The sequence below is a fragment of the Burkholderia sp. CCA53 genome, assembly GCF_001685525.1.
In the GTDB taxonomy this organism is placed as follows: Bacteria; Pseudomonadota; Gammaproteobacteria; order Burkholderiales; family Burkholderiaceae; genus Burkholderia; species Burkholderia multivorans.
Map to the genome: position 1 here is coordinate 2,448,661 of NZ_BDDJ01000001.1, position 26,028 is coordinate 2,474,688.

Annotated in this window: 23 protein-coding genes; 14 read left to right on the top strand and 9 right to left on the bottom strand. The window is 63.4% G+C overall.

Features of this window, described 5'->3' with window-relative positions; translation table 11 throughout:
* Positions 1-139: 139 nt before the first annotated feature.
* Positions 140-1,318 (bottom strand): GNAT family N-acetyltransferase, encoded by a 1,179-nt coding sequence (locus tag BCR55_RS11370; protein WP_065494567.1) that lies wholly within the window; start codon positions 1,316-1,318, stop codon positions 140-142.
* A gap of 100 nt (positions 1,319-1,418) precedes the next feature.
* Here BCR55_RS11370 and BCR55_RS11375 point away from each other — a divergent pair, with 100 nt between their 5' ends.
* Entirely contained in the window at positions 1,419-3,131 is a 1,713-nt protein-coding gene (locus BCR55_RS11375) for an NAD+ synthase (RefSeq protein WP_065494568.1), read from the top strand.
* A 75-nt stretch (positions 3,132-3,206) separates the two neighbouring features.
* On the top strand, positions 3,207-3,545 hold the full coding sequence (locus tag BCR55_RS11380) for a P-II family nitrogen regulator (protein ID WP_006398637.1): 339 nt from the start codon (positions 3,207-3,209) through the stop codon (positions 3,543-3,545).
* Between the two features lie 145 nt (positions 3,546-3,690).
* On the opposite strand, the gene BCR55_RS11385 is transcribed toward BCR55_RS11380, so the two are convergent.
* Together BCR55_RS11385 and BCR55_RS11390 are read right to left on the bottom strand one after the other, a co-directional pair.
* Positions 3,691-4,770, bottom strand: coding sequence for a porin (locus BCR55_RS11385; protein ID WP_065494955.1), 1,080 nt, complete (start codon positions 4,768-4,770; stop codon positions 3,691-3,693).
* 549 nt (positions 4,771-5,319) lie between these two features.
* Positions 5,320-6,240 (bottom strand): LysR family transcriptional regulator, encoded by a 921-nt coding sequence (locus BCR55_RS11390; RefSeq protein WP_065494957.1) that lies wholly within the window; start codon positions 6,238-6,240, stop codon positions 5,320-5,322.
* A 133-nt stretch (positions 6,241-6,373) separates the two neighbouring features.
* Between BCR55_RS11390 and BCR55_RS11395 the strand changes: the two genes are divergently transcribed.
* Positions 6,374-6,871: a GNAT family N-acetyltransferase gene (locus BCR55_RS11395; protein ID WP_048805849.1), complete on the top strand. Its 498-nt coding sequence runs from the start codon at positions 6,374-6,376 to the stop codon at positions 6,869-6,871.
* A 66-nt stretch (positions 6,872-6,937) separates the two neighbouring features.
* On the opposite strand, the gene BCR55_RS11400 is transcribed toward BCR55_RS11395, so the two are convergent.
* The 4 genes from BCR55_RS11400 to BCR55_RS11415 all read right to left on the bottom strand — a co-directional run bounded on the left by BCR55_RS11400 (position 6,938) and on the right by BCR55_RS11415 (position 10,126).
* The gene (locus tag BCR55_RS11400) at positions 6,938-7,717 is read right to left on the bottom strand and encodes an ABC transporter ATP-binding protein (RefSeq protein ID WP_006398641.1); all 780 of its coding nucleotides are present in this window, start codon (positions 7,715-7,717) and stop codon (positions 6,938-6,940) included.
* Positions 7,718-7,735: 18 nt separating this feature from the next.
* Entirely contained in the window at positions 7,736-8,449 is a 714-nt protein-coding gene (locus BCR55_RS11405; protein ID WP_006398642.1) for an ABC transporter permease, read from the bottom strand.
* Complete coding sequence (locus BCR55_RS11410; protein WP_006398643.1) at positions 8,446-9,135, bottom strand: ABC transporter permease; 690 nt, start codon at positions 9,133-9,135, stop codon at positions 8,446-8,448. Before BCR55_RS11410 ends, BCR55_RS11405 begins: the two co-directional genes overlap by 4 nt.
* Positions 9,136-9,349: 214 nt before the next feature.
* Entirely contained in the window at positions 9,350-10,126 is a 777-nt protein-coding gene (locus BCR55_RS11415; protein ID WP_035947805.1) for an ABC transporter substrate-binding protein, read from the bottom strand.
* A 358-nt stretch (positions 10,127-10,484) separates the two neighbouring features.
* Between BCR55_RS11415 and BCR55_RS11420 the strand changes: the two genes are divergently transcribed.
* Entirely contained in the window at positions 10,485-11,192 is a 708-nt protein-coding gene (locus BCR55_RS11420; protein WP_006405800.1) for a pirin family protein, read from the top strand.
* 70 nt (positions 11,193-11,262) lie between these two features.
* Here the strand turns inward: BCR55_RS11420 and BCR55_RS11425 are convergent, their stop codons facing one another.
* Positions 11,263-11,823, bottom strand: a complete 561-nt coding sequence (locus tag BCR55_RS11425; RefSeq protein WP_006405799.1) for a periplasmic heavy metal sensor — start codon at positions 11,821-11,823, stop codon at positions 11,263-11,265.
* A gap of 225 nt (positions 11,824-12,048) precedes the next feature.
* On the opposite strand from BCR55_RS11425, the gene BCR55_RS11430 reads away from it, so the two are divergent.
* Positions 12,049-12,774 (top strand): response regulator, encoded by a 726-nt coding sequence (locus tag BCR55_RS11430; protein ID WP_006398647.1) that lies wholly within the window; start codon positions 12,049-12,051, stop codon positions 12,772-12,774.
* Positions 12,758-14,074, top strand: coding sequence for an ATP-binding protein (locus BCR55_RS11435; protein WP_006405798.1), 1,317 nt, complete (start codon positions 12,758-12,760; stop codon positions 14,072-14,074). The genes BCR55_RS11430 and BCR55_RS11435 overlap by 17 nt, the downstream gene beginning before the upstream one ends.
* A gap of 42 nt (positions 14,075-14,116) precedes the next feature.
* Here BCR55_RS11435 and BCR55_RS11440 read toward each other — a convergent pair whose 3' ends face one another.
* The gene (locus tag BCR55_RS11440; protein WP_006398649.1) at positions 14,117-14,383 is read right to left on the bottom strand and encodes a hypothetical protein; all 267 of its coding nucleotides are present in this window, start codon (positions 14,381-14,383) and stop codon (positions 14,117-14,119) included.
* A gap of 466 nt (positions 14,384-14,849) precedes the next feature.
* On the opposite strand from BCR55_RS11440, the gene BCR55_RS11445 reads away from it, so the two are divergent.
* The 8 genes from BCR55_RS11445 (at position 14,850) to BCR55_RS11475 (ending at position 26,025) form a co-directional block, all read left to right on the top strand.
* Positions 14,850-16,604: an ABC transporter permease subunit gene (locus BCR55_RS11445; RefSeq protein WP_006398650.1), complete on the top strand. Its 1,755-nt coding sequence runs from the start codon at positions 14,850-14,852 to the stop codon at positions 16,602-16,604.
* Between the two features lie 22 nt (positions 16,605-16,626).
* Positions 16,627-17,964, top strand: coding sequence for an AAA-associated domain-containing protein (locus BCR55_RS11450; RefSeq protein WP_006398651.1), 1,338 nt, complete (start codon positions 16,627-16,629; stop codon positions 17,962-17,964).
* Between the two features lie 153 nt (positions 17,965-18,117).
* Entirely contained in the window at positions 18,118-19,482 is a 1,365-nt protein-coding gene (locus BCR55_RS11455; protein WP_006482144.1) for an integrase family protein, read from the top strand.
* A gap of 27 nt (positions 19,483-19,509) precedes the next feature.
* Complete coding sequence (locus tag BCR55_RS32355; RefSeq protein WP_012492806.1) at positions 19,510-20,451, top strand: hypothetical protein; 942 nt, start codon at positions 19,510-19,512, stop codon at positions 20,449-20,451.
* A 615-nt stretch (positions 20,452-21,066) separates the two neighbouring features.
* Complete coding sequence (locus BCR55_RS11460) at positions 21,067-21,279, top strand: AlpA family transcriptional regulator (protein WP_006482147.1); 213 nt, start codon at positions 21,067-21,069, stop codon at positions 21,277-21,279.
* 63 nt (positions 21,280-21,342) lie between these two features.
* Positions 21,343-21,690 (top strand): hypothetical protein, encoded by a 348-nt coding sequence (locus tag BCR55_RS30595; RefSeq protein WP_006482143.1) that lies wholly within the window; start codon positions 21,343-21,345, stop codon positions 21,688-21,690.
* A 223-nt stretch (positions 21,691-21,913) separates the two neighbouring features.
* Entirely contained in the window at positions 21,914-23,383 is a 1,470-nt protein-coding gene (locus BCR55_RS11470) for a YfjI family protein (RefSeq protein ID WP_006482148.1), read from the top strand.
* A gap of 1,496 nt (positions 23,384-24,879) precedes the next feature.
* The gene (locus BCR55_RS11475; protein WP_034178584.1) at positions 24,880-26,025 is read left to right on the top strand and encodes an inovirus-type Gp2 protein; all 1,146 of its coding nucleotides are present in this window, start codon (positions 24,880-24,882) and stop codon (positions 26,023-26,025) included.
* Positions 26,026-26,028: the final 3 nt, after the last annotated feature.

Sequence of the window (26,028 nt, forward strand, 5' to 3'; positions counted from 1 at the left end):
ATTGCCGATGCGTCGTTTCGTGCCACATCGCGAATCGCGGGCCTCCGTATCGCGCCGGCGCACCGATCGACCGCGCATCGACGACGTTCGCGTTGCCGCACGAACGTCGCGCCGAGACGTCGGGCGGGATGCGGCGACGCTAGCTTCGGCTGCGCCGAAACGGATCGTGCTCGCGCAATTCGTCGACGTACGCGTGGATATGCTCGGTCTCGCGTTCGAGAAAGTGCGCGACCGCGTCGGCGAAGGCCGGATGCGCGAGCCAGTGCGCGGAGTGCGTGACGGTCGGCAGAAAGCCGCGCGCGAGCTTGTGCTCGCCTTGCGCGCCGCCTTCGAACGTGTCGAGTTCCGCTTCGATGCAGAACTCGAGCAGCTGATAGTACGCCGTCTCGAAATGCAGGCAGGGCACGTGCTCGAGCGCCCCCCAGTAGCGGCCGTACAGCGTGCCGCCGCCATGCTCGCCGCGACGATAGACGGCCAGCGCGCTCGCGATCGGCTGCCCGTCGGCTTCGGCGATCACGAGCAGCAGGTTCTCGGGCATCGTCGCGCCGATCGCGCGGAAGAAGTCGAGATTCAGGTACGGGCTCGAATAGTGTTCGCGATAGGTCTGCCGGTAGCAGCGCGTGAAGAAGCGCCAGTCCGCATCGGTGATGCGCTCGCCGGTGAGCCGCCGGAACGTGACGCCCGCGTCGCGCACCTTGCGGCGCTCCGCGCGGATGTTCTTGCGCTTTTTCTGTTCGAGCGTGCCGAGGAAGTCGTCGAAGTGCCGGTAGCCGTCGTTGACCCAGTGGAACTGCACGCCTTCGCGCAGCATCATCCCCATCGATTCGAGCAGCCGCGCCTCGTCGCCGGTCGGGAACAGCACGTGCAGCGACGATGCGTCGCTCTGCTCGGCGAACGCGAGCAGCGTCGCGGCGAGACGGCGGCGCGCGTCGTCGTCGACGGCGAGCAGCCGCGTGCCCTGCACCGGCGTGAACGGTACCGCGCACAGCAGCTTCGGGTAGTACGACAGCCCGTTGCGCTGATAGGCGTCGGCCCAGGCCCAGTCGAACACGTATTCGCCGTACGAATGCTGCTTCGCATAGACGGGCGCGGCCGCCGCGAGCCGGCCCGTGCGCGCGTCGGTCAGCGTGACGAAGTGCGGCGACCAGCCGGTTTCGTCGACGGCGCAGCGCGCGACATGCAGCGCGTCGAGGAACTCGTGGCGCAGGAACGGCGTCGGCTGCGCGTCGCGCGCGAGCAGCGCGTTCCATTCGTCTGCCGCGACCTCGGCGGGGGACGACAGGATGCCCGTGCGATAATCGATGCGTTCGTGTTTCAAGCGTGAATCCGTACCGTTTGGATGTCGCCGGTTGCGTGCGCGCCCCGCGACGTTTTCGTCAGCCGTTCACCGCGCGCCGCCCGGCTGCGCCGCTCCCGTCATGAAGACCCGACTCGCTCTCGCCCAGATCAACGTCACCGTCGGCGACTTTGCCGGCAACGTCGCGCGCATCGTCGCGGCGGCCCGTGCCGCGCACGAAGATGGTGCGCACCTGATGATCGCGCCGGAACTCGCGCTGTCCGGCTATCCGCCGGAAGACCTGCTGCTGCGTCCCGCGTTCTACGCGGAAGCGGCCGCCGCGCTCGACGCGCTCGCCGATGCGCTCAAGCCGCTCGACGGGCTCGCGGTGCTGGTCGGTCATCCGCTGCGCGGTGCGCCAGGCGTCGATGGTAATGCAAACCGCCCGATCGAGCGCGGCGTGCCGCCGGTCGACACGTACAACGCGGCGTCGCTGATCGTCGGCGGCCGGATCGTCGGCACCTACCGCAAGCAGGATCTGCCGAACGCCGAGGTGTTCGACGAGAAGCGCTATTTCGCGACCGACGCCGAGCCGCTCGTCTTCGAGCTCAACGGCGTGAAATTCGGCGCGATCATCTGCGAGGATGCGTGGCACGCGTCGGCCGCGCAGATCGCGAAGGCGGCCGGCGCGCAGGTGCTGCTGATCCCGAACGGCTCGCCGTACCACATGAACAAGGAAGCGATGCGCGTCGACATCCTGCGCGCGCGGATCCGCGAGACGGGGCTGCCGATGGTGTACGTGAACCTCGTCGGCGGGCAGGACGAACTGGTGTTCGACGGCGGCTCGTTCGTGCTCGACGGGCAGGGCACGCTCGTCGCACAGATGCCGCAGTTCGACGAGGGGCACGCGATCGTCGAATTCGACGGCGCGCGGCCGCTGCCCGGCGCGATCGCGTCGCCGCTGCCGGTCGACGCGCAGGTCTATCGCGCGCTCGTGCTCGGCGTGCGCGACTACATCGGCAAGAACGGCTTTCCGGGCGTGCTGATCGGGCTGTCGGGCGGCGTCGATTCGGCGCTCGTGCTGGCCGTCGCGTGCGATGCGCTCGGGCCCGAGCGCGTGCGCGCCGTGATGATGCCGTCGCGCTACACGGCCGACATCTCGACGACGGACGCGGCCGACATGGCGCGGCGCGTCGGCGTGCGCTACGACGAGATCGCGATCGCGCCGATGTTCGACGCGTTCCGGGCGGCGCTCGCCGCCGAATTCGTGGGCCGCGCGGAAGACGCGACCGAGGAGAACATCCAGGCGCGCATCCGCGGCACGCTGCTGATGGCGCTGTCGAACAAGTTCGGCTCGATCGTGCTGACTACCGGCAACAAGAGCGAGATGGCGGTCGGCTACTGCACGCTGTACGGCGACATGGCGGGCGGCTTCGCGGTGCTGAAGGACATCGCCAAAACGCTGGTCTACCGGCTGTGCCGCTACCGGAACGCGACGTCCGACTACGGGCGGCGCGACATCATCCCCGAACGGATCCTCACGCGCGCGCCGTCGGCCGAACTGCGCGAGAACCAGACCGACCAGGACAGCCTGCCGCCTTACGACGTGCTCGACGCGATCATGCGGATGTACATGGAAGAGGACCGCCCGCTCGCCGAAATCGTCGCGGCCGGCTACGCGCCGGCCGACGTCGCGCGCGTGACGCGGCTCATCAAGCTCAACGAGTACAAGCGGCGCCAGGCGCCGATCGGGATTCGCGTCACGCACCGTGCGTTCGGGCGCGACTGGCGTTATCCCATCACGTCGCGCTTTGCCGAACGCCTTGGCGAACGCCTCGGCGAAGGCCTTGACTGAGCCGCGCGCGACGTCGGCGGCTTACAATCGGGATCGCGATTTTTCATTCCACACGAGCATTGAGGGACAACCATCATGAAACGCATCACTGCCATCATCAAGCCGTTCAAGCTGGACGAAGTCCGCGAAGCGCTCGCCGAAGTGGGGCTTACCGGGCTGACCGTGACCGAAGTGAAGGGCTTCGGCCGCCAGAAGGGGCATACCGAGCTGTATCGCGGCGCCGAATATGTCGTCGATTTCCTGCCGAAGATGAAGATCGAGGTGGTCGTCGCCGAAGCGCAGGTCGATCAGGTCATCGACGCGGTGATCGGTGCGGCGCGCACCGGCAAGATCGGCGACGGCAAGATCTTCGTGTCGGACGTCGAGCGCGTGATCCGCATCCGCACCGGCGAGGAGAACGAAGCGGCCGTCTGAGCGCCGCATCGCTTCACGGCATGGGCCGCGCAATCCGGCCCGCCAATAAAAAACGGTGCGGATACCCGATTGGGTACCGCACCGATACGCGCCTCTCGCAGCAGCGTGGAAAGCGTTGTCGAATCGTTCTTTGGACGGCGCCTGATCAGAACAGGTGCTGGATGCCGGCGTAGACGCCGGTCTGGCTGCCACCCGGATGCGGATTGCCGGTCGACACGGCCGTGCCGGCCGGGTTCGCGTTCAGGCCGAAGTTCGCCGTCGAGCTGTTGTGCACCGTCGCGACCTGCAGGTCGAACAGCGTGCGCTTCGAGATGTTGTACGAGCCGCCGACCGTATAGATGTTCGCGTTGCCGCCGCCGTGGTTCGCATTCACGTGATACACGGCTGCGATCAGTGCCGCGGCCGGCGTCGCCTGCCACGTCACGCCGCCCCAGACTTGCTGGGTGCCGGTCACGCCTGCGTTCGCTGCGGGGCCGCCGCTGCCGTCGGCGCGCGAGGCCTGGTAAGCAGCCTGCAGCTTGAACTGGCCGAGGAACACGTTCAGGCCCGCGAAATATTCGCGCGAGTAGTTGAACACGTCCGAGAAGCGGCCGTTGCTGTCGCGCGTTTCGTCATAGATGCCGCGCAACTGGAACAGCGAGTTCGTGTACGTGATCTGCGCGCCGGCTGCACGACCCGGCTGGCCGGCCGTCGTGTTGCCGTTGAAGCTGGTCGAGTTCGAGAACGAGAACTGGCCGTAGAAGTCGAGGCCGTAGAACTGCGGCGACTGATACGACACGTTGTTGCTGGTCTTGTTCCAGTTGCGGCCGCGCACGAGCGACGCGGTCGACCAGTTCGATTGGCCGAACGGGTCGAAGTCCCACACGCCGTTTGCGATCGCGAGTTCGCGACCGAGCAGCAGCGTACCGTAGCGGTCGTTGGAGATACCGACGGTCGCGAAACGATCCCAGATCGAGCCGCTGAAGCCGCCCGTCATCGTGTTGAACGCGCCTTCCAGGTGGAACAGGATCTTGTTGCCGCCGCCGATGTCTTCGGTGCCCTTCAAGCCCCACAGGCTCGTGCCCCAGTCGCCGCTTTCCGCGCGGAATTGGTGACCGTTTTGGAAGCCGTTCATGTATTCGAGGCCGGCATCCAGGCGACCGTACAGCGTCACGCTGCTCTGTGCATGCGCCGTCACCACCCCAGCAGCCATCAGCGCGGCCGCGACCAAAGCTTTCTTCATCATCTCCTCCATACCCTGTCAAAAAGTCAACCCAGACTGCACGAGATGCCCGACGCGGCGAGCGGCGGGCAAAAGCGGGATAACCAGGGAGACCTCGTGCAGGGCCGGGTCGGCGCAGCACGCGGGGCAAGCGGACGGGAGTGCCGTTGAGCGGTCCCGCGCGGCCGGGTGGGTCTGCGGGGTCTCCTTGTTGTGTCGTGAAGCTAAACTACATTTCACGCACTTCGTTTTGCTACTTTGGTTACTAATTTAGCAAAAATACAATTTTGTGGCGACGGAAATCGTTGTTTGACTAACACGTGTCGCCAAATTGCCATGCAACACGGCCCGCGACGGCCGTGCGCGCGCCGCCGATCGCCGGAAAACCCTTGTCCGACAAGGGAGACACGATTTCGGCGAATCGGGATCAAGGATTGCCAGTATTGACGTCGATAAAACGCCGGCGTAAGCGGGCAGAGCGCGGAATTGGTAAGTAATTCGTAATGATTTCCGCGGGTAAGGGATGCGCTCGCGCGTTCGGCAGCGATGTCTCGCCGCGCTCCGTGCGGCGCGCTAGGCGTGCGGCCGCGCCTCCAGCAGGCGCGCGCGAATCCAGCGGTGCGCGTCGGTGCGCGCATGCTTCGCGTGCGAGTAGACCTTCAGCGTGTAGCGCGGAATCTCGAACGGCGCGGGAAAGAGGCGGATCGGCGCGGCGTGCCGCAGCGTCTGCGCGGCGCGGTTCGGCACGGTCATCAGCAGCGCGGATTGCGCGATCATGAATGGCGCGGCCAGCACGGTCGGCAGTTGCACCGCGACGTCGCGCGCGAGGCCGAGCCGGTCCAGCACGTAATCGATCACGCCGCGCGATTCGTTCCACGGCGTGACGACCACGTGGCGCGCCGCCAGATACTGGTCGAGCGTCAGGCGTCGGCGGATCGTCGGGTGGGCGGCACTCGCGATCACGACATAGTCGTCCGAGAACCAGTCGAAGTCTTCGATACCCGGCGCATCGGCGACCGCTTCCTCGTGATAGCCGAGCGCGAAATCGATACGGCCGGCGGCCAGTTCGTCGACGGCGATCTTCCGGTCGGAATGGACGACGCGGATCCGCAGTCGCGGCGCCGCCTCCTGGATCTGCGCGACGAACGCCGGCAGCACAGCGAACGCCGTGTAGTCGGTCGCCGCGAACACGAAGGTGCGGTCGCTGTGCGCCGGATCGAAGCGCCGCGCCCGCGCGAGCCCTTTCGACATCGCGTCGAGCGCGTCGCCGGCCCAGGTCGCGATGTCCTCCGCGCGCACGGTCGGCTGCATCTCGTTGCCGAGGCGCACGAACAGCGCGTCGCCGATTGCGTCGCGCAGCCGTGCGAGCGCGTGGCTCAGCGCGGACGGACTCATCGCGAGCTCGTGTGCGGCCGCGGCCACCGAGCGGTGGCGGTACAGCGCGTCGAAGACGAGCAGCAGGTTCAGGTCGAGACGGCGCAAATCGTGATGCATGGCGTTCAGATCGGAATGAAAAAACTGCACTTCCTGCAGGCGCCACGCGAACGTAGCATGTCGGTTCGACGAGCGCCAGCGCGAATCGCGGCGCTCTCTCCGTTTTCGTCCGGGCCGAAGGAGGGCTCCTGCCGTGCAAATCGACATCCGCCGCGCGACCGTCGCCGACGTGCCGCTGATCCTGCGTTTCATTACCGAGCTGGCCGTCTACGAGAAAGCCGAGCACGAGGTCGTCGCGACGCCTGCATCGCTCGAGCGCAGCCTGTTCGGCGACGCGTCGCCCGCGCATGCGCTGATCTGCGAAGTCGACGGCGAGCCGGCCGGCTTCGCCGTGTATTTTTTCTCGTATTCGACCTGGCTCGGCCGGCAGGGGCTGTATCTGGAGGATCTGTACGTCTCGCCGCGCTTTCGCGGCGCGGGCGCCGGCCTGCGGCTCCTGAAGACGCTCGCGCGGATCGCCGTCGAGTCGGGCTGCGGCCGTTTCGAATGGAGCGTGCTCGACTGGAACGAACCGGCGATCCGCTTCTACGAAAGCGTCGGCGCGGCGCCGCAGAGCGAGTGGGTGCGCTACCGGCTGGCCGGCGACGCCTTGCGCGCATTCGCCGCCGACGCGCCGGTCGACGCCGCGTAAACGCAAAACGAGCGCCGCGCGGCGAACCGCGGGGCGCTCGTTTTGCGCGGCGGGACGCGCGGCGCGTTACTTGAGGCTGCCCGACAGGAACTGCTTCAGGCGCTCGCTCTTCGGGTTCGCGAACACGTCGGCCGGCACGCCTTCTTCCTCGACGCGCCCCTGGTGCAGGAACATCACGTGGTTCGAGACGTTGCGCGCGAAACCCATCTCATGCGTGACGACGATCATCGTGCGACCTTCCTCGGCGAGCTTCTGCATCACCTTCAGCACTTCGCCGACGAGTTCCGGATCGAGCGCGGAAGTCGGCTCGTCGAACAGCATCACGTCCGGATGCATCGCCAGCGCGCGCGCGATCGCGACGCGCTGCTGCTGGCCGCCCGACAGGTGCGACGGATACTGCTTCTCGACGCGCGGCGCGAGCCCGACCTTCTCGAGATACTCGCGCGCGCGCTCCTCGGCTTCCTTCTTCGAAATGCCGAGCACGTGCACGGGCGCTTCCATCACGTTCTCGATCACGTTCATGTGCGACCACAGATTGAAGTGCTGGAACACCATCGCGAGCTTCGTGCGTACGCGCTGCAGCTGCTTCGGATCGGCGGCGCGCAGTGCGCCCGTCTTGTCGGCCGCGGTGCGCACTTCCTCGCGGTCGACGAAGATGCGGCCCGCATTCGGCTGCTCGAGGAAGTTGATACAGCGCAGCATCGTGCTTTTGCCGGAGCCGGACGAGCCGATCACGCTGATCACGTCGCCGGCGTTCGCCTTCAGCGACACGCCCTTGAGCACCTCGTTGCTGCCGTACCGCTTGTGAAGATCGTCGACGAAAAGCTTCTGGGTCTGGGAATTCATGAATAGTCCTGCGGAAACTTACTTGCCTTGCGGGCGCAGATACGCGAGCCAGCGGCGCTCGGCGCGGCGGAACAGCCAGACGAGCGTGAAGGAGATCACGAGATAGAGCAGGGCGGCGATCCCGAATGCGTGGAACGACATGTAGGTCGCCGAGTTGACGTCGCGCGCGATCTTCAGGATGTCGGGCACGGTCGCGGTGAACGCGACGGTCGTGGCGTGCAGCATCAGGATCACTTCGTTGCTGTAGAGCGGCAGCGAGCGGCGCAGCGCGGACGGCAGGATCACGCGGCGGTACATCGTGAACGTCGACATCCCGTACGCGCGCGCGGCTTCGATCTCGCCGTACGACGTCGCCTTGATCGCGCCCGCGAAGATCTCGGTGGTATACGCGCAGGTGTTCAGCGTGAACGCGAGCAGCGTGCAGTTCATGCCTTCGCGGAAGAACGCATCGAGCATCGGCGTGCCGCGCACGACCTGCAGGCTGTACAGGCCCGTATAGCAGAGCAGCAGCTGCACGTAGAGCGGCGTGCCGCGGAACACGTAGGTATAGAGCCATACCGCGCGCGACAGCCATTTGCGCTTCGACACGCGCGCGACCGCGAGCGGCACCGACAGGCAGAACCCGAGCCCGATCGACACGACGAGCAGCCACAGCGTGATCGCGACGCCCGTGATCCGGTAGCCGTCGGTGTACAGATAGTTGCGCCAGTATTCTTGGATGAGTTCGATCATAGGTCTGCCTTGCGGACGCCGGTCGAGTAGCGCTTTTCAAGCCACATCAGCACGAAGTTCGAGATCGTCGTGATGGCGAGGTAGATCGCGCCGGCGATCAGCGTGAAGAAGAAGAACCGCAGCGTGCCCTTGCCGGCATCCTGCGACGCCTTCACGACGTCGGCGAGACCGATGATCGACACGAGCGCGGTGGACTTCACGAGCACCTGCCAGTTGTTGCCGATGCCCGGCAGCGCGAAGCGCATCATCTGCGGGAACATGATCCGCGTGAACACCTGCCAGTTCGTCATGCCGTACGCGCTGCCCGCTTCGAGCTGGCCGCGCGGCACCGACAGGAACGCGCCGCGGAACGTTTCGGTGAAGTACGCGCCGTAGATGAAGCCGAGCACGAGCACGCCGGCGAGGAACGGGTCGATGTCGATCTGATCCCAGCCGAGCGCGTCGGTCGCCATGTTCAGCCAGATCTGGATGCTGTAGAACAGCAGCAGCATCAGCACGAGATCGGGCACGCCGCGGATCAGCGTCGTATAGACGGTGCCGACGCCGTTCGCGATGCGGTTGCGGGACAGTTTGGCGGCCGCGCCGACGAGACCCAGCAGGAACGACAGCGCGAGCGAAAGCACCGCCAGTTTGACGGTTTGCCAGGTGCCTGCGAGGATCAGCGGGCCGTAACCTTGTAGAAACATATGTGGTCCCTGACGGCGCATCGGCTGCGCCGCGAAAGACGCGCCCGCCAAGCTGCGCGGAACGCCCCGTACGTATCATGCCGTCCGCCCCGGCATCGGAGCCGGGCGCGCCCGCGATACAAGCGGCGGGCGAGGAGGCGGGCGGCGCGTGGTTGACTGCCTGTACTGCGCGGGGGCGGGGCCGCCCCCGCATCCGCTGCGCCCGTCGCGGCGCTCAGCGCGCCGAGTAGACGCTGAACGAGAAATACTTGTGCGACAGACGGTCGTACGTGCCGTCCTTGTGCATGTCGGCCAGCGCCTTGTTGATGCGGATCTTCAGGTCCGTATCTTCCTTGCGCAGCCCGATCGCGGTGCCGTCCCCGATCGTCTTCGGATCCTTCACCTCGGGGCCCGCGAACGCGAAGCCCTTGCCGCGGGGCGTGCGCAGGAAGCCGTAGTCGGCCTGCAGTTCGTCCTGCAGCGTCGCGTCGAGGCGGCCCGAGCCGAGATCGGCATAGACCTGGTCCTGGTTCTGGTAAGGAACGATCGTGACGCCCTGCGGTTCCCAGTACGTCTTCGCGTAGGTTTCCTGCGTCGAGCCCTGCTCGACGCCGACGCGCTTGCCTTTCAGCGACGCGACCGTCGGCTGCAGCGGCGAGCCGGCCTTCGCGATCATCCGCGCCGGCGCGTCGTAGACCTTGTCGGAAAAGTCGATCTGCTCGCGGCGCTTGTCGGTGACCGTCAGCGACGACACGATGATGTCGTACTTCTTCGCCTTCAGCGCCGGGATGATGCCGTCGAGATCCTGCGCGACCCATACGCACTTGACGCCGATGCGCTTGCAGATTTCCTTCGTGAGATCGACATCGAAACCGACGATCTCGCCGCTCGGCGCGGTCGATTCGAACGGCGGGTAGCTCGCGTCGACGCCGATCCGCACGGTCTTCCACTCCTTCGCGAAGGCGCTGCCCGCCACGAGGGCGAGGGCGGCGCACAGGGCGGCCTTCTTCATTTCCATCCTTCTGTTGCTGACGTTCCGGGCGCGCACGCGGCCGGTCGGGCCGGGCGTCGCGGCGTATTCTAGACGGCCAAAATTCGCCGTTCGGCGCTTTGGCGGCGGCGGCCGCCGGATCGGCGGACGCCAAAAGGGCGGTATTTTACCCGAACGCGATACCCGGAAAACGGCAATCGGGCCGGCCGCGCGATTCTTTGCTTCGGCTGTTGCGGTAATCGTTCTATTGGCAACGGTCATTGCGTCGATTGCGTGCGCGAATGCAACGATGCGGTGCGTGCGCGCGGATTGTTGCCGAATCGGCGCGCCCCTACAGTGCAGCCTATCCAGAAAAACAGGTTTCACGGAGTGTCGCCTCATGTTCCAGATCCGCCGCGCCGTCGATCGCGATCAGCGCAGCTACGGCTGGCACGAATCCCGTCACAGTTTTCCGTGCGACGGCGCGGGCCGCGTGCCGCCGCGTTACGGCGCGCTGCTCGAGCTCACCGAAGCGTGCATCGCGCCGACGCGCGGGTTCGGGATGCAGCCGTACCGCGACGTCGAGATTCTGACGATCGTGCTCGACGGCGCGCTCGGCTATCGCGACACGCTCGGTAACGGCGCGATCGTGCGCGCCGGCGGCGTGCAGCGCACACGCGCGGGCGCCGGCATCATGGTCAGCGAAGCCAACGCGTCGCATGAGCGGCCGGTGCGGCTGTTGCGGATCCGGCTCGCGCCGGACGCGCGCGGCGGCGCGCCCGACTACGCGCATCGCTATTTCGCCGAGGAGGACAAGCGCGGCCGGCTGCAGCCGATCGCGTCGCCGGACGCGCGCGACGGGGCGCTGCGCGTCGACGCCGATGCACGCATCTTCGCGGCACTGATCGACGGCGACGAGCGTGTCGTCCACGCCGTGCCGGCCGGGCGCCGGGTCTACGCGCACGTCGTGCGCGGCGACGTCGAGATCGGCGGTCATCCGCTGGGTGCGGGCGACGGCGTGCGGATCGCCGGCGTCGATACCGTTGCGCTGACACAGGGGCGCGAGGCCGAGGTTCTGCTGTTCGACGTGGCCGGCCACGACGCCTGAAACGAAACAGGGGACGCCGGCCGCAAGGCCGCGTCCCCCGCGCCGCCGCGCGCGGCGGCGAGCCGGGCGCTTACTGCGCCGGCGCCGAAGCGGCCTTCGCCGCCTTCGCGGCTTCGCGATGCTGCTGCCAGCGCGCCTTCATCTGCTCGTGGCGCTGTTCCATGCGTGCGAACTGCTGCTTGAGCGCGGTGCTGACCGTGGCCTTCTGCTGGTCGTTCAGCCCGTTGTAGAACGCGAGCCATGCGGCCGACGTCTGCTCGCGCAGCTGTGCGTTCTGCTGCTCGGCCTGCTGGCGCGCCGTGTGCATCGCGTTCAGGTCGAGGATCGGCTGGTTCTGCTGCGCCTTGAATTGCTCGCGCATCTGTTCGTGGCTCTTGCGCATCGCTTCGCGGTTCTGCTTCATCGTGTTGAGCGCGGTCTGCCACTGCTGTTCCTGCGACGCGTTCAACTTCAGCTGATCGTGCAGCTTCAGCATCACGCCGAACGGGCCGCCGTCGTGATCGTGCATGTGGTGCATGCCGGGGCCGCGTTGCGGCGGCGCGTCGGCGGACTGGGCGGCATGCGCGGTGCCGAATGCGAGGGCGAGCACGGTGGCGGCCGCCATGGCCACGCGGGAAGTCTTCTTATACATTTCAGAAACTCCTTGTATTCAGAGGGTCCGGCGATGCGGCCGCGGGGCGACCCGGCTGCCGCATCCGGTAAGACGCAGGTTAGCGGCGCAGGCGCCGGCCGATGTTACGCGGGGTGGCGGCCGGGTTACCGCCCATTACAGTTCGCTTGCACGGTAACCCGCAGTAACCCTTTCGTCCCTTTGTTTCGTTCTTCGACGCCGCCCGTGCGCGGTAAACTTCGAGCCATGACTACCCAGATCCTCATCGTCGACGACGACCAAGAACTCCGCGACCTGCTGCGCGACTATCTCGTGCGCCAGGGGATGGAAGTGTCCGTGCTGCACGACGCGGCAACGCTCGAAAAGCGCCTCGAGCGCGAGCGCCCCGACCTCATCGTGCTCGACCTCATGATGCCGGGCGTGGACGGCCTCACCGCGCTGCGTCAGCTGCGCGCGTCGGGCGACGACATCCCGGTGATCATGCTGACCGCGCGCGCGGACGACGTAGACCGCATCGTCGGGCTCGAGCTCGGCGCGGACGATTACCTCGGCAAGCCGTTCAATCCGCGCGAGCTGCTCGCACGCGTGCAGGCCGTGCTGCGCCGCCGCCGCGCGACGCCGTCCGCCGCCGCCCCGGAGCAGCGCGAGCCGTTCGCATTCGGCCGCTTCGTGCTCGACTTCCAGGCGCGCACGCTGTCGATCGACGGCAAGCCGGCGACGCTGTCGAGCAGCGAATTCGCGCTGCTGAAGATTTTCGTGAACCACGCGCTGCGCACGCTCACGCGCGAGCGGCTGCTCGAGCTGCTGCACGGGCCCGAGTACGACGGTACCGACCGCGGCATCGACGTCCAGGTGTGGCGCCTGCGCCGCATCCTCGAGACCGATCCGTCGACGCCGCGCTTCATCCAGACGGTCCGCGGGCGCGGCTACGTGTTCGTGCCCGACGGCGAGGCCCATGCGCAAACCCATTGATTCGCTGTTCGGCCGGCTCGCGCTGCTTGTCGTCGGCGTGCTGCTGCTGTCGCACTTCGCGTGGTATTTCGCGATGCGGCTCGAACGCAATCAGATGCAGACGCGTTACGCGGTCGAGGAGGCCGCGTTCCTCGTCGACGCCGTGCGCCAGCACGTCGCGCGTTCGCCCGATCAGCCGCTGCCGTCGCGCGTGCGGCTCGTCGCGCCGGACAGCCCCGACGTGCCGAAGGACGACGACCCGCCGCTGCCGGCGCCGCTCAAGCGCTTTCGCGACGACGTCGGCGAGCGGATGCCGCCCGGCACGCAGGTGCGGATCGGCGCGCCGGGCCGGCCGCCCGTGCTATGGGTGAAGGAGCCGAGCGACCGTAGCTGGATCGTCGTGCCGGTGCAGCCGCTGCGGCCGCCGCGCTCGCTCGACCGGATGCTGCTGTGGCTCGGCACGATTTTCTCGGCCGGCGTGATCGCCGCGTTGTTCGCGGCATGGCAGCTGCAGCAGCCGCTGCGGTCGCTCGCACGCGCGGTCGCGCGCTTCGGCCGCGGGCAGCCTGTGCCGCCGCTGCGCGAGCGCGGCCCGCGCGAACTGCGCCAGCTCACGCACGGTTTCAATCAGATGGTCGAGCAGGTGTCGCAGGCCGAAAACGACCGCGCGGTGATGCTGGCGGGTGTCGCGCACGACCTGCGTACGCCGCTTGCGCGGATGCGGCTGCGCGCCGAAATGATGGACGATGCGCGTCTGCGCGACGGCGTCGTGCGCGATGTCGACTCGATGACGCATATCGTCGACCAGTTCCTCGTGTTCGCGCACGGCGGCGCCGACCGCAGCGAGCCGGTGCCGGTCGACCAGGCCTGCGAGCGGATCGCGCGCACCTATCGCGCGGTCGCGCCGAACGCGCCGACGGTGCAGACGCGGCTCGCCGCCGATCCCGGCTTCTGTCTGCCGACCGCGACGCTCGACCGCATCCTGTCGAACCTGCTCGACAACGCGCATGCGTACGGCGCGCCGCCCGTGCTCGTCGAAACCGCGCGCACGCCGGCCGGCTACGTGCTGGCCGTCAGCGACCATGGCAGCGGGATCGCGCCGCGCGATTTGGCGGCCGCGACGCGGCCGTTCGTACGCCTCGATCCGGCGCGCGGCGGCAACGGCCACAGCGGGCTCGGGCTCGCGATCGTCGAGCGGCTGGTGCTCAGGCTGGGCGGGACGTGCGACATCGGCAACCGTCCGGAAGGCGGGCTGCGCGTCGCGATGACGTTCCCGTTCGACGCGGTGCCGAAGGGCGAGCCGCACGCGCAGGCGGCGTAAGCGGCCGAAACGGCGCCCGGGCGGGCGCCGCGCCGCGCGGCGTCACTCGCCGAACAGCGTGCCGAGCGTCTCGGCGGCGTTGCTGTCGATCGTGTTGTAGGTCACGCTGGTGGCCTCGAAGATATAGACGGTCGTATAGCGGCCGAGGCGTTCGAGGATCTCGTCCTGCAACGATTCCGGCACGACGTTCATGTTCAGATACCATGCCGTCGACGACAGCCGCGTCTGAAACGACCCGTATTCCTGCATCAGCTCGTAGAACGCATCGGCGTCCTGATCGCGACAGACGATTACCAAGTTTCCTGCCATTCCCTTCCTCCTGCGCGTCGATCGACCCCGATGGGGCAAGCCCCGATCATACCCGCTTCGCCGTGTCCGCTTGCTGACGCCGCACACGGTTTGCGCGCGGGCCGGATCGGGCGGGTTCACGGCCGGGCCGGATCACGGCATAATTCGGGGCCTGCATGCCGGCCGGGACTGCGGCCGGGCTGCCCGACCCCGCGCGCCTGCCCGTCCGGCCGCGCGCCGGGTACGCTCCGTGCGCCGCCGCGGCGCCGCCTGCCGCCCGCAGGACGGTTGGACCTGACATACGGGTTGGTGTAGTGTCGTGCCGTCGCGGGCCGACTCGGCCGGAGCACGCGCGGCGGCGCAGCTTGCACGCAGCGCGCCGCGCCTGCGTGAGATCGTGAGTCAACCGAATTACCGCGCCCGTGCGCTTAGCCATGAATCAACATCGTCTGCCGGCTTCGTTCGGCCTAACCGGAGAGGGCGCCTGATGGACGTCGGATTCGATCCGAACCGGACCGCCAACGCGTCCGCGTGGCGCGTCCTGCCGAACCGGTGGGACTTTATCGCGTTTCCGCTGATCATCTGCCTGATCGCGATGGCCGTTGTCGGCTTCCACGAGACGATGGCGCCGATCGGCACGCTGCAGTCGCAGAAGATCTCGCTCGATCCGTCGAACCTGCCCGAATATGCGCTGCGCACGACGCTGCGGATGCTTGCCGCGATGGTCGCGTCGCTCGCGTTCACGCTCGTGTACGGCACGCTCGCCGCGAAAAGCCGCCGCGCCGGCATGGTGCTGATCCCGATCCTCGACATCCTGCAGTCGGTGCCGGTGCTCGGCTATATCTCGTTTACGGTCACGTTCTTCCTCGCGCTGTTCCCGAGCCGCGTGCTCGGCGCCGAACTCGCGGCGATCTTCGCGATCTTCACGAGCCAGGCGTGGAACATGACGTTCAGCTTCTACCAGTCGCTGCGCACGGTGCCGCGCGATCTCGACGAGGTGTCACGCGGCTTTCACCTGACCGGCTGGCAGCGCTTCTGGAAGCTCGAGGTGCCGTTCTCGATGCCGGGGCTGGTCTGGAACATGATGATGTCGATGTCGGGCGGCTGGTTCTTCGTCGTCGCGTCGGAGGCGATCACGGTCGGCAACCACACGATCACGCTGCCGGGCATCGGCGCGTACCTCGCGGAGGCGATCGTCGAGCGCAATCTCGGCGCGGTCGGCTGGGTGATTCTCGCGATGACGGTCGTGATCCTCGCCTACGACCAGCTGCTGTTCCGGCCGCTCGTCGCGTGGGCCGACAAGTTCCGCATGGAGAACACGAGCTCGGGCAACGCGCCGGAATCGTGGCTGCTCGATCTCGTGCGCCGCACGCGGCTGATCCATCAGCTGCTCGTGCCGGCCGGCTGGCTGTTCGCGAAGGCCGCGCGCATTCCGCTGCGCCTTTCGCCGACGCGCGCGATGCGCTTCACGCTGCCGCGCGTCGAGAAGAAGGCGTCGCGCGTCGCGGACGTCACATGGGCCGTCGTCGTGCTGCTCGCGACTGCCTACGTGCTGTGGCGCGTGATGAGCTTCGTCGCGACCGGCGTGACGATGGACGAGGTCGGCCATGTGTTCGTGCTCGGGCTGATCACGCTGTTGCGCGTGGTCGTGCTGATCGCGATCGCATCGGTGGTGTGGGTGCCGATCGGCGTATGGATCGGGCTGCGTCCGGCGCTCGCCGAGAAGATGCAGCCGCTCGCGCAGTTTCTCGCCGCGTTTCCGGCGAACCTGCTGTTCCCGGTGTTCGTGATCGTGATCGCGCGCTTTCACCTGAACGCGGACATCTGGCTGTCGCCGCTGATCGTGCTCGGCACGCAGTGGTATATCCTGTTCAACGTGATCGCCGGCGCGACGTCCTATCCGAACGACTATCGCGAGGCGGCGACGAACTTCCGGATTCGCGGCTGGCAATGGTGGCGGCAGGCGATTCTTCCGGGCATCTTCCCTTACTACGTGACGGGCGCGATCACGGCGTCGGGCGGCGCGTGGAACGCGAGCATCGTGTCGGAAGCCGTGCAGTGGGGCGACACGAAAGTCGTTGCGCACGGCCTCGGCGCGTATATCGCGCAAATGACCGCGGCCGGCGATTTCCCGAAGATCATCCTCGGCATCGCCGTGATGTCGCTGTTCGTCACGCTGTTCAACCGCCTGCTGTGGCGCCCGCTGTATGCCTTCGCCGAAGCGAAGCTGCGGCTCGACTGAGACTGATTGAGAGCGAAACGCGATGCACAATCCGAATGCTGTAAACGCCCCCGTTCAGACGCCCCAGCCGCCGCGCATCGGCGAAGAAATCCTGCGCGTCGAGCACGTTTGCCGCGGCTTCAACAAGACGCAGGGCGAACTGCTCGTGCTCGACGACGCGAACCTGTCGCTGCGCGAAGGCGAAATTGTCGGGCTGCTCGGCCGTTCCGGTTCCGGCAAGTCGACGCTGCTGCGCATCATCGCGGGGCTGATCGAGCCGACCGGCGGCGAAGTCACGTATCTCGGCAAGCCGTTGCGCGGGCCGGCCGAAGGCGTCGCGATGGTGTTCCAGACGTTCGCGCTGTTCCCGTGGCTCACCGTGCTGCAGAACGTCGAGGCCGGCCTCGAGGCGCTCGGCGTCGGCGCCCGCGAGCGGCGCGAGCGCGCACTCGCCGCGATCGACCTGATCGGCCTCGACGGCTTCGAGAACGCGTATCCGCGCGAGCTGTCGGGCGGCATGCGCCAGCGCGTGGGCTTTGCGCGCGCGCTCGTCGTCGATCCGACGATCCTGCTGATGGACGAGCCGTTCTCCGCGCTCGACGTGCTGACGGCCGAGACGCTGCGTACCGATCTGCTCGATCTGTGGACGCAGGGCCGCATGCCGATCAAGTCGGTGCTGATCGTCACGCACAACATCGAGGAAGCGGTGTTCATGTGCGACCGGATTCTGGTGCTGTCGTCGAATCCGGGGCGCGTGATCGCCGAGATCAAGGTGCCGTTCAAGCATCCGCGCAACCGGCTGGATCCGGCATTCCGCAAGCTCGTCGACGACATCTACGCGAAGATGACCGCGCGCCAGATCGGCGAGGCGACGAAGAAGGGGCTCGAGCTGGGCAGCTGGCTGCCGCAGGTGTCGACGAACCTGATGGCGGGCCTGATCGAAACGCTCGCGATGGCGCCGTATCACGGCCGCGCCGATATGCCCGAGATCGCGCGCTCGCTGCATCTGGAGGTGGACGATCTGTTCCCGATCGCGGAAGTGCTGCAGCATCTGGGCTTTGCCGACGTGCGCGAAGGCGACGTGTTCCTGACGCCGCCGGGGCGCGTGTTCGCGGAATTCGGCACGCAGGAGCGCAAGCTGATGTTCGCGGACCATCTGCTCAAGCACGTGCCGCTGGCCGCGCGGATCAAGAAGGTGCTGAACGAGCGCCCGGGCCATCGCGCGCCGCGTGTGCGCTTCGAGCAGGAGCTGGAGGATTTCCTGTCGGACGGCGCGGCGGAGGAAACGCTCGACGCGGTGATCGACTGGGGGCGGTACGGCGAGATCTTCTCGTATAACGATCAGACGGAGATCTTCAGTCTCGAGGACGTCGAGTCCTGAAGACTGCGGATGGATGAATATGGAGCGGCATCCATGTAAGCGAAAAAATCAATAGAAAACAATGTCTAACGTGACGGCGTCCCGATTTTTACGTTGACTTAGATACCTTTATGTTCGCACAATTTGCCTACATGGTGCCTACTTGGGGCTGGAATGGCAAAGCAAAGTTTTACAGCGGCACGGGTTGAGGGCTTCGGGTGTGAGCCAGGAAAGCAGCAGACAATCCATTGGGACGCAAGGACGCCTGGCCTAGGCTTGCGCGTTACTGCGGCTGGCACGCGGGCCTACGTTTTTGAGTCTAGGCTGTTCGGCAAAACAGTCCGAGTGACCATCGGCGATGCTCGAGCTTGGGATCTCGGTAAGGCTCGCATCGAGGCCAGCAAGTTGAAAACGCTGGTTGACGAGGGCAAAGATCCCAGGGAAGTGAGGGCTGACCAGCGGGCGGCTCATGAAGCTCGGCGGGCAGAGGCTCGGAGGAAGGACGTAACGTTTGGTGAAGCGTGGGACGATTACGTCGAAACGCGTAAGTCCTTTTGGGGTGCGCTGCATTACCGTGATCACCTCCAACACGGCGGCGTTGGTGGCCAACCTCGAAAGAGCGGCATGGGCACAAGAAAGGCGGGACCGCTTGCGCCGTTGCGTCCGGTCAAGCTTTCTGACCTGACGGGAAAGTGCGTGAGCCAGTGGCTCGCGGCACAGTCATCGGAGCGTCCTACCGTATCCGCCCTCTCCTTTCGTCTATTGCGAGGGTTTATTCGATGGGCGGCGGACACACCGGCCTACGCTGGAATCATTCCGGCGGATGCCTATTCGTCGCGAGCAGTGAAGGAGGTGGTGCCGCGCGTCAAAGCGAAGGAGGGCGATTCTCTGCAGCGCGAACAACTCAAGACCTGGTTCTGTGCTGTACGGGACATCGAGAATCCGGTCATCAGTGCCTATCTGCAAGGCCTTCTGATAACTGGTGCGCGGCGCGAGGAATGGGCGTCACTTCGCTGGGAAGATGTCGATTTCCAGTGGCGAAGTCTTGTCCTTGACGACAAGGTCGAGGGCTCTGGCGGCCGGACAATACCCCTGACTCCGTACTTGGCGAGCCTTCTTCTGAACCTGAAGCGATTGAACGAGACGCCGCCGAGTAGCCAAAAAGTCGCCCGGCTGGCAGCGAAGGGGGAGCAGTGGAGTCCTTCGCAATGGGTCTTTTCGAGTGCCAAAGCGGCCGATGGCAAGATTGCAGATCCCGGTGTTGCGCACCGTAAAGCATTGGCGGTCGCAGGCCTACCCCATGTGACATTGCACGGACTTCGTCGCTCATTCGGTACGCTGTCGGAGTGGGTCGAGGTGCCGGTCGGTGTTGTTGCGCAGATCCAGGGGCACAAGCCCTCCGCCATCGCCGAGAAGCATTATCGGCGGCGCCCGCTTGATCTGCTTCGGATGTGGCACGATAAGATTGAAGCGTGGCTGTTGGTGCAAGCAAATATCGACGTCAAGCCAACCACAACACAGCCACAGTCACCGAAATAGTCCCCGAACAACGCGGGGCGAGCGAAAATGGCCAGAATCATTAGCGAACACCTTGACGAAGAAACAGTGGTTCAGTGGTTGAACAAAAGGGAATGGACGCCATTGGCCGCTGCGTGCCTTGTTTATGGCGTCAAGCCAATAGATGTTCCCGACAAGGAACTGTTGGCCGAATGGGATACATTGAGTTTCCTATCCAGGCGGGTCCGCGATGCGCTTCGGCTTTTTGCGTACTGGAAGAGTCATCTAATGTCATCCGGTCTAGTTCAGCCGCCCCTTTTTCTTGCTTGGTGCAGGTTCAAGAACGTTGATATAAGTGAATTTCTGGCGTCCGTGAACCAATTTGCACCGGATCTCTACAAGCGGCTCGATCCATCGCAATACGGCGATCGCGAGGCGATCGGGCACCTTTATAGCACATATGCCGGGCTATTTTCGGCCGACGAGTGGGGGTATCAGAGACCGGGGCGTGCTACCGAAGGACCTTGGGACTCTGCTCCTAAGCCGCGGTCACGGACCAAAGCAGATACTTCGGCTGGCGATAGCAGCATGTTGCCTCAGGCGGTTGATGCTGTTCCCCAGCCAGGGACCGAATCGGATACTTCGTCTCGTGACGGCAGCATGTCGGGTGCTGCGGATGGTCAACCGTGGAAAGGCATTCAAACCAGAGTCATCGTCAATCTATTCGCAAAAAAAACGCTGTCGGAGGAGGAGCAACGCAAATGGAACAGAACCTTTTCCAACCCGCCTCAAGGGCTAAAAGAGTCTGCGCGTATAGAGAAGAAGCCCGCTCAAGGCGTTGAGGCGCATTGGAACCCTGTCGCGGTTGCAAGCTGGCTGCACACGGTTCGAAAGCGTCGGCTTCGCGAATTGGACGAGATCTTTCTTAAGAAACAAGACCTCGAGGCGTGGCGGTCGGATTGGGAAAAGGAATCCGATCGTCTGCGCAATCGGTCAGGATTTATTGGTTGAGTTTTGGTCGGTGTCGCGCCCATGCTTCCTGCTTGATCGGATTCATCCTCCCGGCCATAGTCTATCGCCGGGCGCTGATGTCCTCAGCGCCCGTCCCAGCGTAAAGTCTGGTCGCTGAGGACGCCCGCCATTTTCGTATCCAATCCAGTAGCTGAGCCATTATGCCGCTCGCTGCGCGGCGTACCAGTTTCGTGCGATCCGTGCTGACGCCTTCGCGATCTACGTCGTGGCTTGATCTTCACCCGCACCAGTTCTGCTCGAAGCCGAGCAATCCCCATCTGTTCGGGCGACACCTTTACGTCAGCGCGATTCGACTTGCGCGCCGTGTCGGCCTTGCCCCAGTTGTGCAACTCTGCACCCGTATATCCAGAGAATCTTCCACCGCCGCTATGCTCCGCGGCCCGTGCGAACTATCCGAACTTCACGCCGAACTTCACAACCACTTCCCGTCCTGAACCACGTGAACTCGCGCCAATGCTAGGTGGAACCTCCCATGGTAAGAGGGGATGTTCCTATATCGAGCGAAACTACGATCCACATCGCGACGTTGATCCTCGAAGAAAGGTGGGGATTTGTACGGTGTGTACGTCAACGCTCATCACTACAGGAGGCGATATGGGCAACATCCACCAAGTAATAACGTTCGGTGGTCGCACGTTTCTGACGACCGAAGAACTGGCAACGGCGCTTTCCCTGAGCGCGCAATCGATCCGCAAGCGCTACGCACAGACCGGGAGCTACTTCGAACTCCGCCCCGTCAAATTGCCGAACCGCCGTCTGCTCTGGCCGGCCGACGCGCTCGCGCAGCTGATCAATCGCCAAGCATAGGTGTTTCGATTTTGGAGCCTATATTGCGGCGTCAGGCCGCGAACTATTCAATCAAGGTTAAGAATGAATACGAACGACGACAATAAACTCCCCAGCACATCCTCCGATGCGCAGCGCCTCGTCGAATCGCTCGACGCTTTGCAGCCCAGCAAACAACAGCAAAAGGTTCTACTGTTCGAGAAGGCGTATCTGGCCATCGAGCGCGCCATCGGGCGCGAAGTTCCACAGAAGCAAATTGTCGAAGAATTGGAGAAATCGGGATTGCGGCTCTCCATGGGAGGTTTCCGTTCGCTGCTGGAAGCTGAACGCAAGCAGCGCAAGGAAACCGGAGAGCGTGTGCGCTGCGAGCGCTGCGGTTCGAATCTCCCGCATGTCAATGACGAAGGTTCGCAAACAAACGCGACCACGTAAACGTCAGTGTAAGGCCGGCCGGGCCGGAATCATGTTCGGTCATCAGTGGTGTAGATAAGATCGACATAAGTTTAGAAGATTTCAAATCGTAGAATTTAGGAATGCAGATGAAAAAAACGAAACTTCCCATGCTGAGCGTCGCTGCCCTGTCGCATGGGCTACGCCGAGAACGCCTGGCGAGTGGCAGCCAAGGCAATCACGTGACGAACACGCCGGAGGTCGTATGAGTTTTGATCTTACGTCGCCGCGGCGGTATCCGATTGATGCGTTTTACCTGATCATCAGGGATGCGATCAACGAAGTTTGGACAAATACGCAGGCACCGGACGCTTTGATCGCCATGGAGTTTCTGACAGACATGGCGGTCTCAGCACAAGGCATTTACGAGGTGCGGTTGCCAACAGGACAGGTACGCCCGCTGTCCTTGAATTTACTCGTAGTGGCGGAGTCCGGTGAGCGCAAAACACGCGTGCACAATTTGGTCGCGAAACCGCTCTACGAGTTCGATACAAGTCGTATGAAGAAGTACAAGGACGATCTTGCAAAGTACGAACAGGAGCACCGCATCTGGAAGTCGGAGGGGGCGGGTCTTCATCGACGGATCACGAAGCTGACGCAGGAGGGCGAGTCGATCGAAGAACCGCGTATTCAACTGTCCGACCACAATGCGCGTAAGCCGATCAAGCCTCGGGCGCGCCGTATCATGCGACAGAACGTGACCGAACGGGCACTGATGGACGCTCTCGAGGGCGACGGTGAATCGATTGCATTCGTCTCGGACGAGGGGGAGGTCATCATCAAAGGCGGCGCGTTGAATCAAACGGGGGTGCTTAACAAGGCATGGGACGGTGCGCCGATGTTGACGTTGGACCGCCGCGATGGCGTCAGTGTCGTGGTGCGCAATCCACGTGTATCGGTTTCGTACATGGTCCAGCCCAAGGTGTTCAAGGAAATGGTCGACCGACGGGGTGACGTCATGCGGGGTTCAGGGCATTTGGCGCGTTATCTAATCGGTTGCCCAGTTTCGACTCAGGGAGTGCGCTTTACGTACAGTCTCAACGATGAATGGATCCATTTGCCGAAATTCCACGAGCGTATGCACGAGCTGCTCGACGAATTCGGGCGGCGTGTCGACGCCGGTGAGGTGGCACGCACGACGTTGGAGTTTTCGGACGACGCTGTGGCTCGCTGGATCGTGATCGCGAATCATATCGAACAGATGCTGCAACCCAACGCATACATGCACGACATCAAGGACTTCGGGTCGAAGGCGTTGGAGATTACAGGGCGCATTGCCGCGCTGCTACACGTGTTTTCCAGGCAGGAAGGGAAGATCTCGGTTGATTCGTTGAACCGTGCAAACGCAATTGTTGAATGGCACCTGCATGAGTTCAAGCGCATCTTTTCACCGCAGAGCGTGGTGTCGCAGATTCAGACCGATGCGCAGACGCTTGAAAATTACCTGCATTCCCAGTACAGGTGCCGTGGCTTCACGGCAGCACCAAAGAATGCAGTGCTCCGGAATGGCCCGTTGCGACCTCGACAGCGACTCGATGCTGCGCTCGATTATCTGTGCGCTATGAACCGCGTGTGGATCGTGGTCGATGCGAAACGCAAGCGCTACATCCAATTCAATTTCACTATGTGCGATTCGCTAACGACCTCCTACAGAGCAAACCGGTGGGACGTTTGAGGTGCGGTAAGGAAGCGGATCAGCGCAGGTCGGCCGGCATCTACCAGGGGAGCGGCGCATCGTAGTCGTCGACGGTGCTCGCCACCGGGAGATATTGGAACCGCCAGTGAGATTGCGATGCGGATCGATGCCGTTGTAGTCAATCTCGAAATCAGTGTGTTGCAAGAGCCACGGCCAGATCACGCCGAGAAAGGCAATCGAAATGCGAAGCGGGGCGCGCGGGTGCCGCTTTGCATCAGCTTTGTTTGCGGGCTGTACCGACCGATGCCAGGCTAAAGATGGGTGTGAGTGAGGCAAGTCAGCACCACGCAGTACCATTGCGTGTACGAAATCCGGCTCGAATCAAATCAAAGCCAACGGATGTCGCATCAACACGCTGCGGTGAAAATCGTCATGGACTGAGCGTGTCGATGGATTGGGATCAGTGGAGCCACATCGGGATTGGTCAGCAGAGGTTGAAGCAGGCTGGCATCGCAATACCTGCTGCGCAGGAATTTTCGGCAGACCGTCGGAATTAGTGCGATTCATGCGACTAGTCGCAAAAATCGCATGGTCTTGAGGCAATATGGTGACGCACTGTTAGATTTCAGTGTTGTGTCTTCGGACGGCTGGCATGAGGATGCGACGACATCCGATTCCGGGCAAGGATCTCGCTAAGCCCGAGGGGCCGTGGTCCGTCGACCGGCTGTTGCCTTTCATGTCGATGGTCGCTTCTGCTGAGAAATCGTCGAATTGATGCTGAGGTTTGCGGAAGTGCGACAACGTCGAATAGGAAATTGCTGACCTGGTCGTCGGTAGTGCGCGCAGTAGATGCTCGTTTGAGTCGTGGCGACGATGTACTTCGGCTGCACATGAGCTTGGATGCGTTTGACATTGGCCTGATTCCTCACTGTCGGGCCAATGCAACGCATCGTTTGGCTGGTGATGTCCTCCGTGTGCCCGTGCACGCGGTTGGTCTGAATCTGCCTGAATGGACCGTATCTACCGGAAGCCGATGGTTGTGCTGCTTTACTTATGCCTCTCTACTGCGTGCGTATGTATGTATATGAGGGGCGTCATGAATAACCGCGCTTCTCTTGGTTGTCGATGATCGAATTTCCGTGATTAACGCGTGATTGAGCGATGCTTGGATATTGCTTCATATGGAATGCCAAAGGATAATAAGCGATAGGAAATTCCAGCCTGTTGAATTCAATGTAATACTAAAGGCAAAATGTTGCTCTCGTTAGAGCCAAGTGTATCAGTGGTCGAGACGATGTGGCCTTGTATTCATGGGTGAGAGGGATGAGTGACAAGTCAATGTCATACCCTATTTGTATCAAGGAGGAGAGAAGATCAATCCACAATGATCGTTGCTACGGTCAATCGAAAGCGAAAGGACGGTCTCGTACTCATTATTGGCTGACATGGCTTGCAGGCAGTTCAGCTATACGTGAGATCAAGAGACTCGGCATCAACAACGTTGCCATGCTGTAACGACATACCATTATCAGGTCATGGAAACTGAGGACCAGGAGGCATTGGAGGTAATTGCTCGTCTTGATGAGCGTACGAACATCGAGGAAACTGACATAGATGGCGAGAGGCGAGTCTTCATTCACAAGGGCTACGCGTCACGACACCTGTTCGAGATAGAGAAGTTTGTTAAGGCTGTTGAGAAGGGATGGGGTGGGTTCGTTGATGAAATCACGCGCTACAGTCGAGTGCGAGTGATTCGCGAACTCTTTCTAGGAAAGCGCTATTACCGGTTCATGAACGACTGGCTGAAACGTTATTCAGACGTCTATCACTACTCGGCAAGAGTAGAGGTGTTCTACGATGTCTGCAAGGAGCTTGGACTGATTGGTCATCAGTATCCGTTTGCACTCGGTCAGCCTGATGAAGTGATTCGAACTGATGGCATGCGATGCATGGATGCGTTCAATATCCTGATCGAGCAGATTCGTGAGCGTTGCCAGTCGCGTGCATTCAAGGAGCGTGAACGACTAAGAGAGGCAAACGCAAGGAAGAATAAGACAAATGTACTCGCGTTGGAGGAGGCCATGTTCTCGAAGGAGACGGGTAGATCGCGTTGGTTGGTGCTGTCATTGACGTTGCGCTACAAACCTCAGTTTCGTCGCTGGATTACGCCGGAAGTGATCCAGCAGCATCGTGACCGCTTCTTCGCCGCTCGTCGGTTTAATACGTTGATGTCAGGTATTGCGAACTACGTATGGGCTATCGAACAAGGCGAGGACACGGGCTTGCATTTGCATGTGATCTTGTTCTACTCGGCAGAGCACAACCACGACGAGCATATTGCCAAGCAGATCAGTGAGTATTGGGTGAACGTAGTCACTGAAGGCAAGGGCGATTACTGGAACAGCAATGCCGCGTGGTTGAAGAGAAGCTATGAGAAGCGCGGCCACGGTGTTGGTGTGGGGCAGATCGACTGGAAGGACACGAAGAAGCGAGAAGCGCTGCGTAAGAACCTCGTGTATCTCGCCAAGTCGGAGCAGTACCTGATGCTCAAGAGTGCCAATCGTATCCGAACGTTCGACATGGGCCAGGTGCCGAAGAAAGGGAAGACGGGACGTCCGCGTGTTGAGGCTGAAATGAACGAGACGAGTAGCGACTTGTCCCGTGTATGTACTGTCCGATGAGGT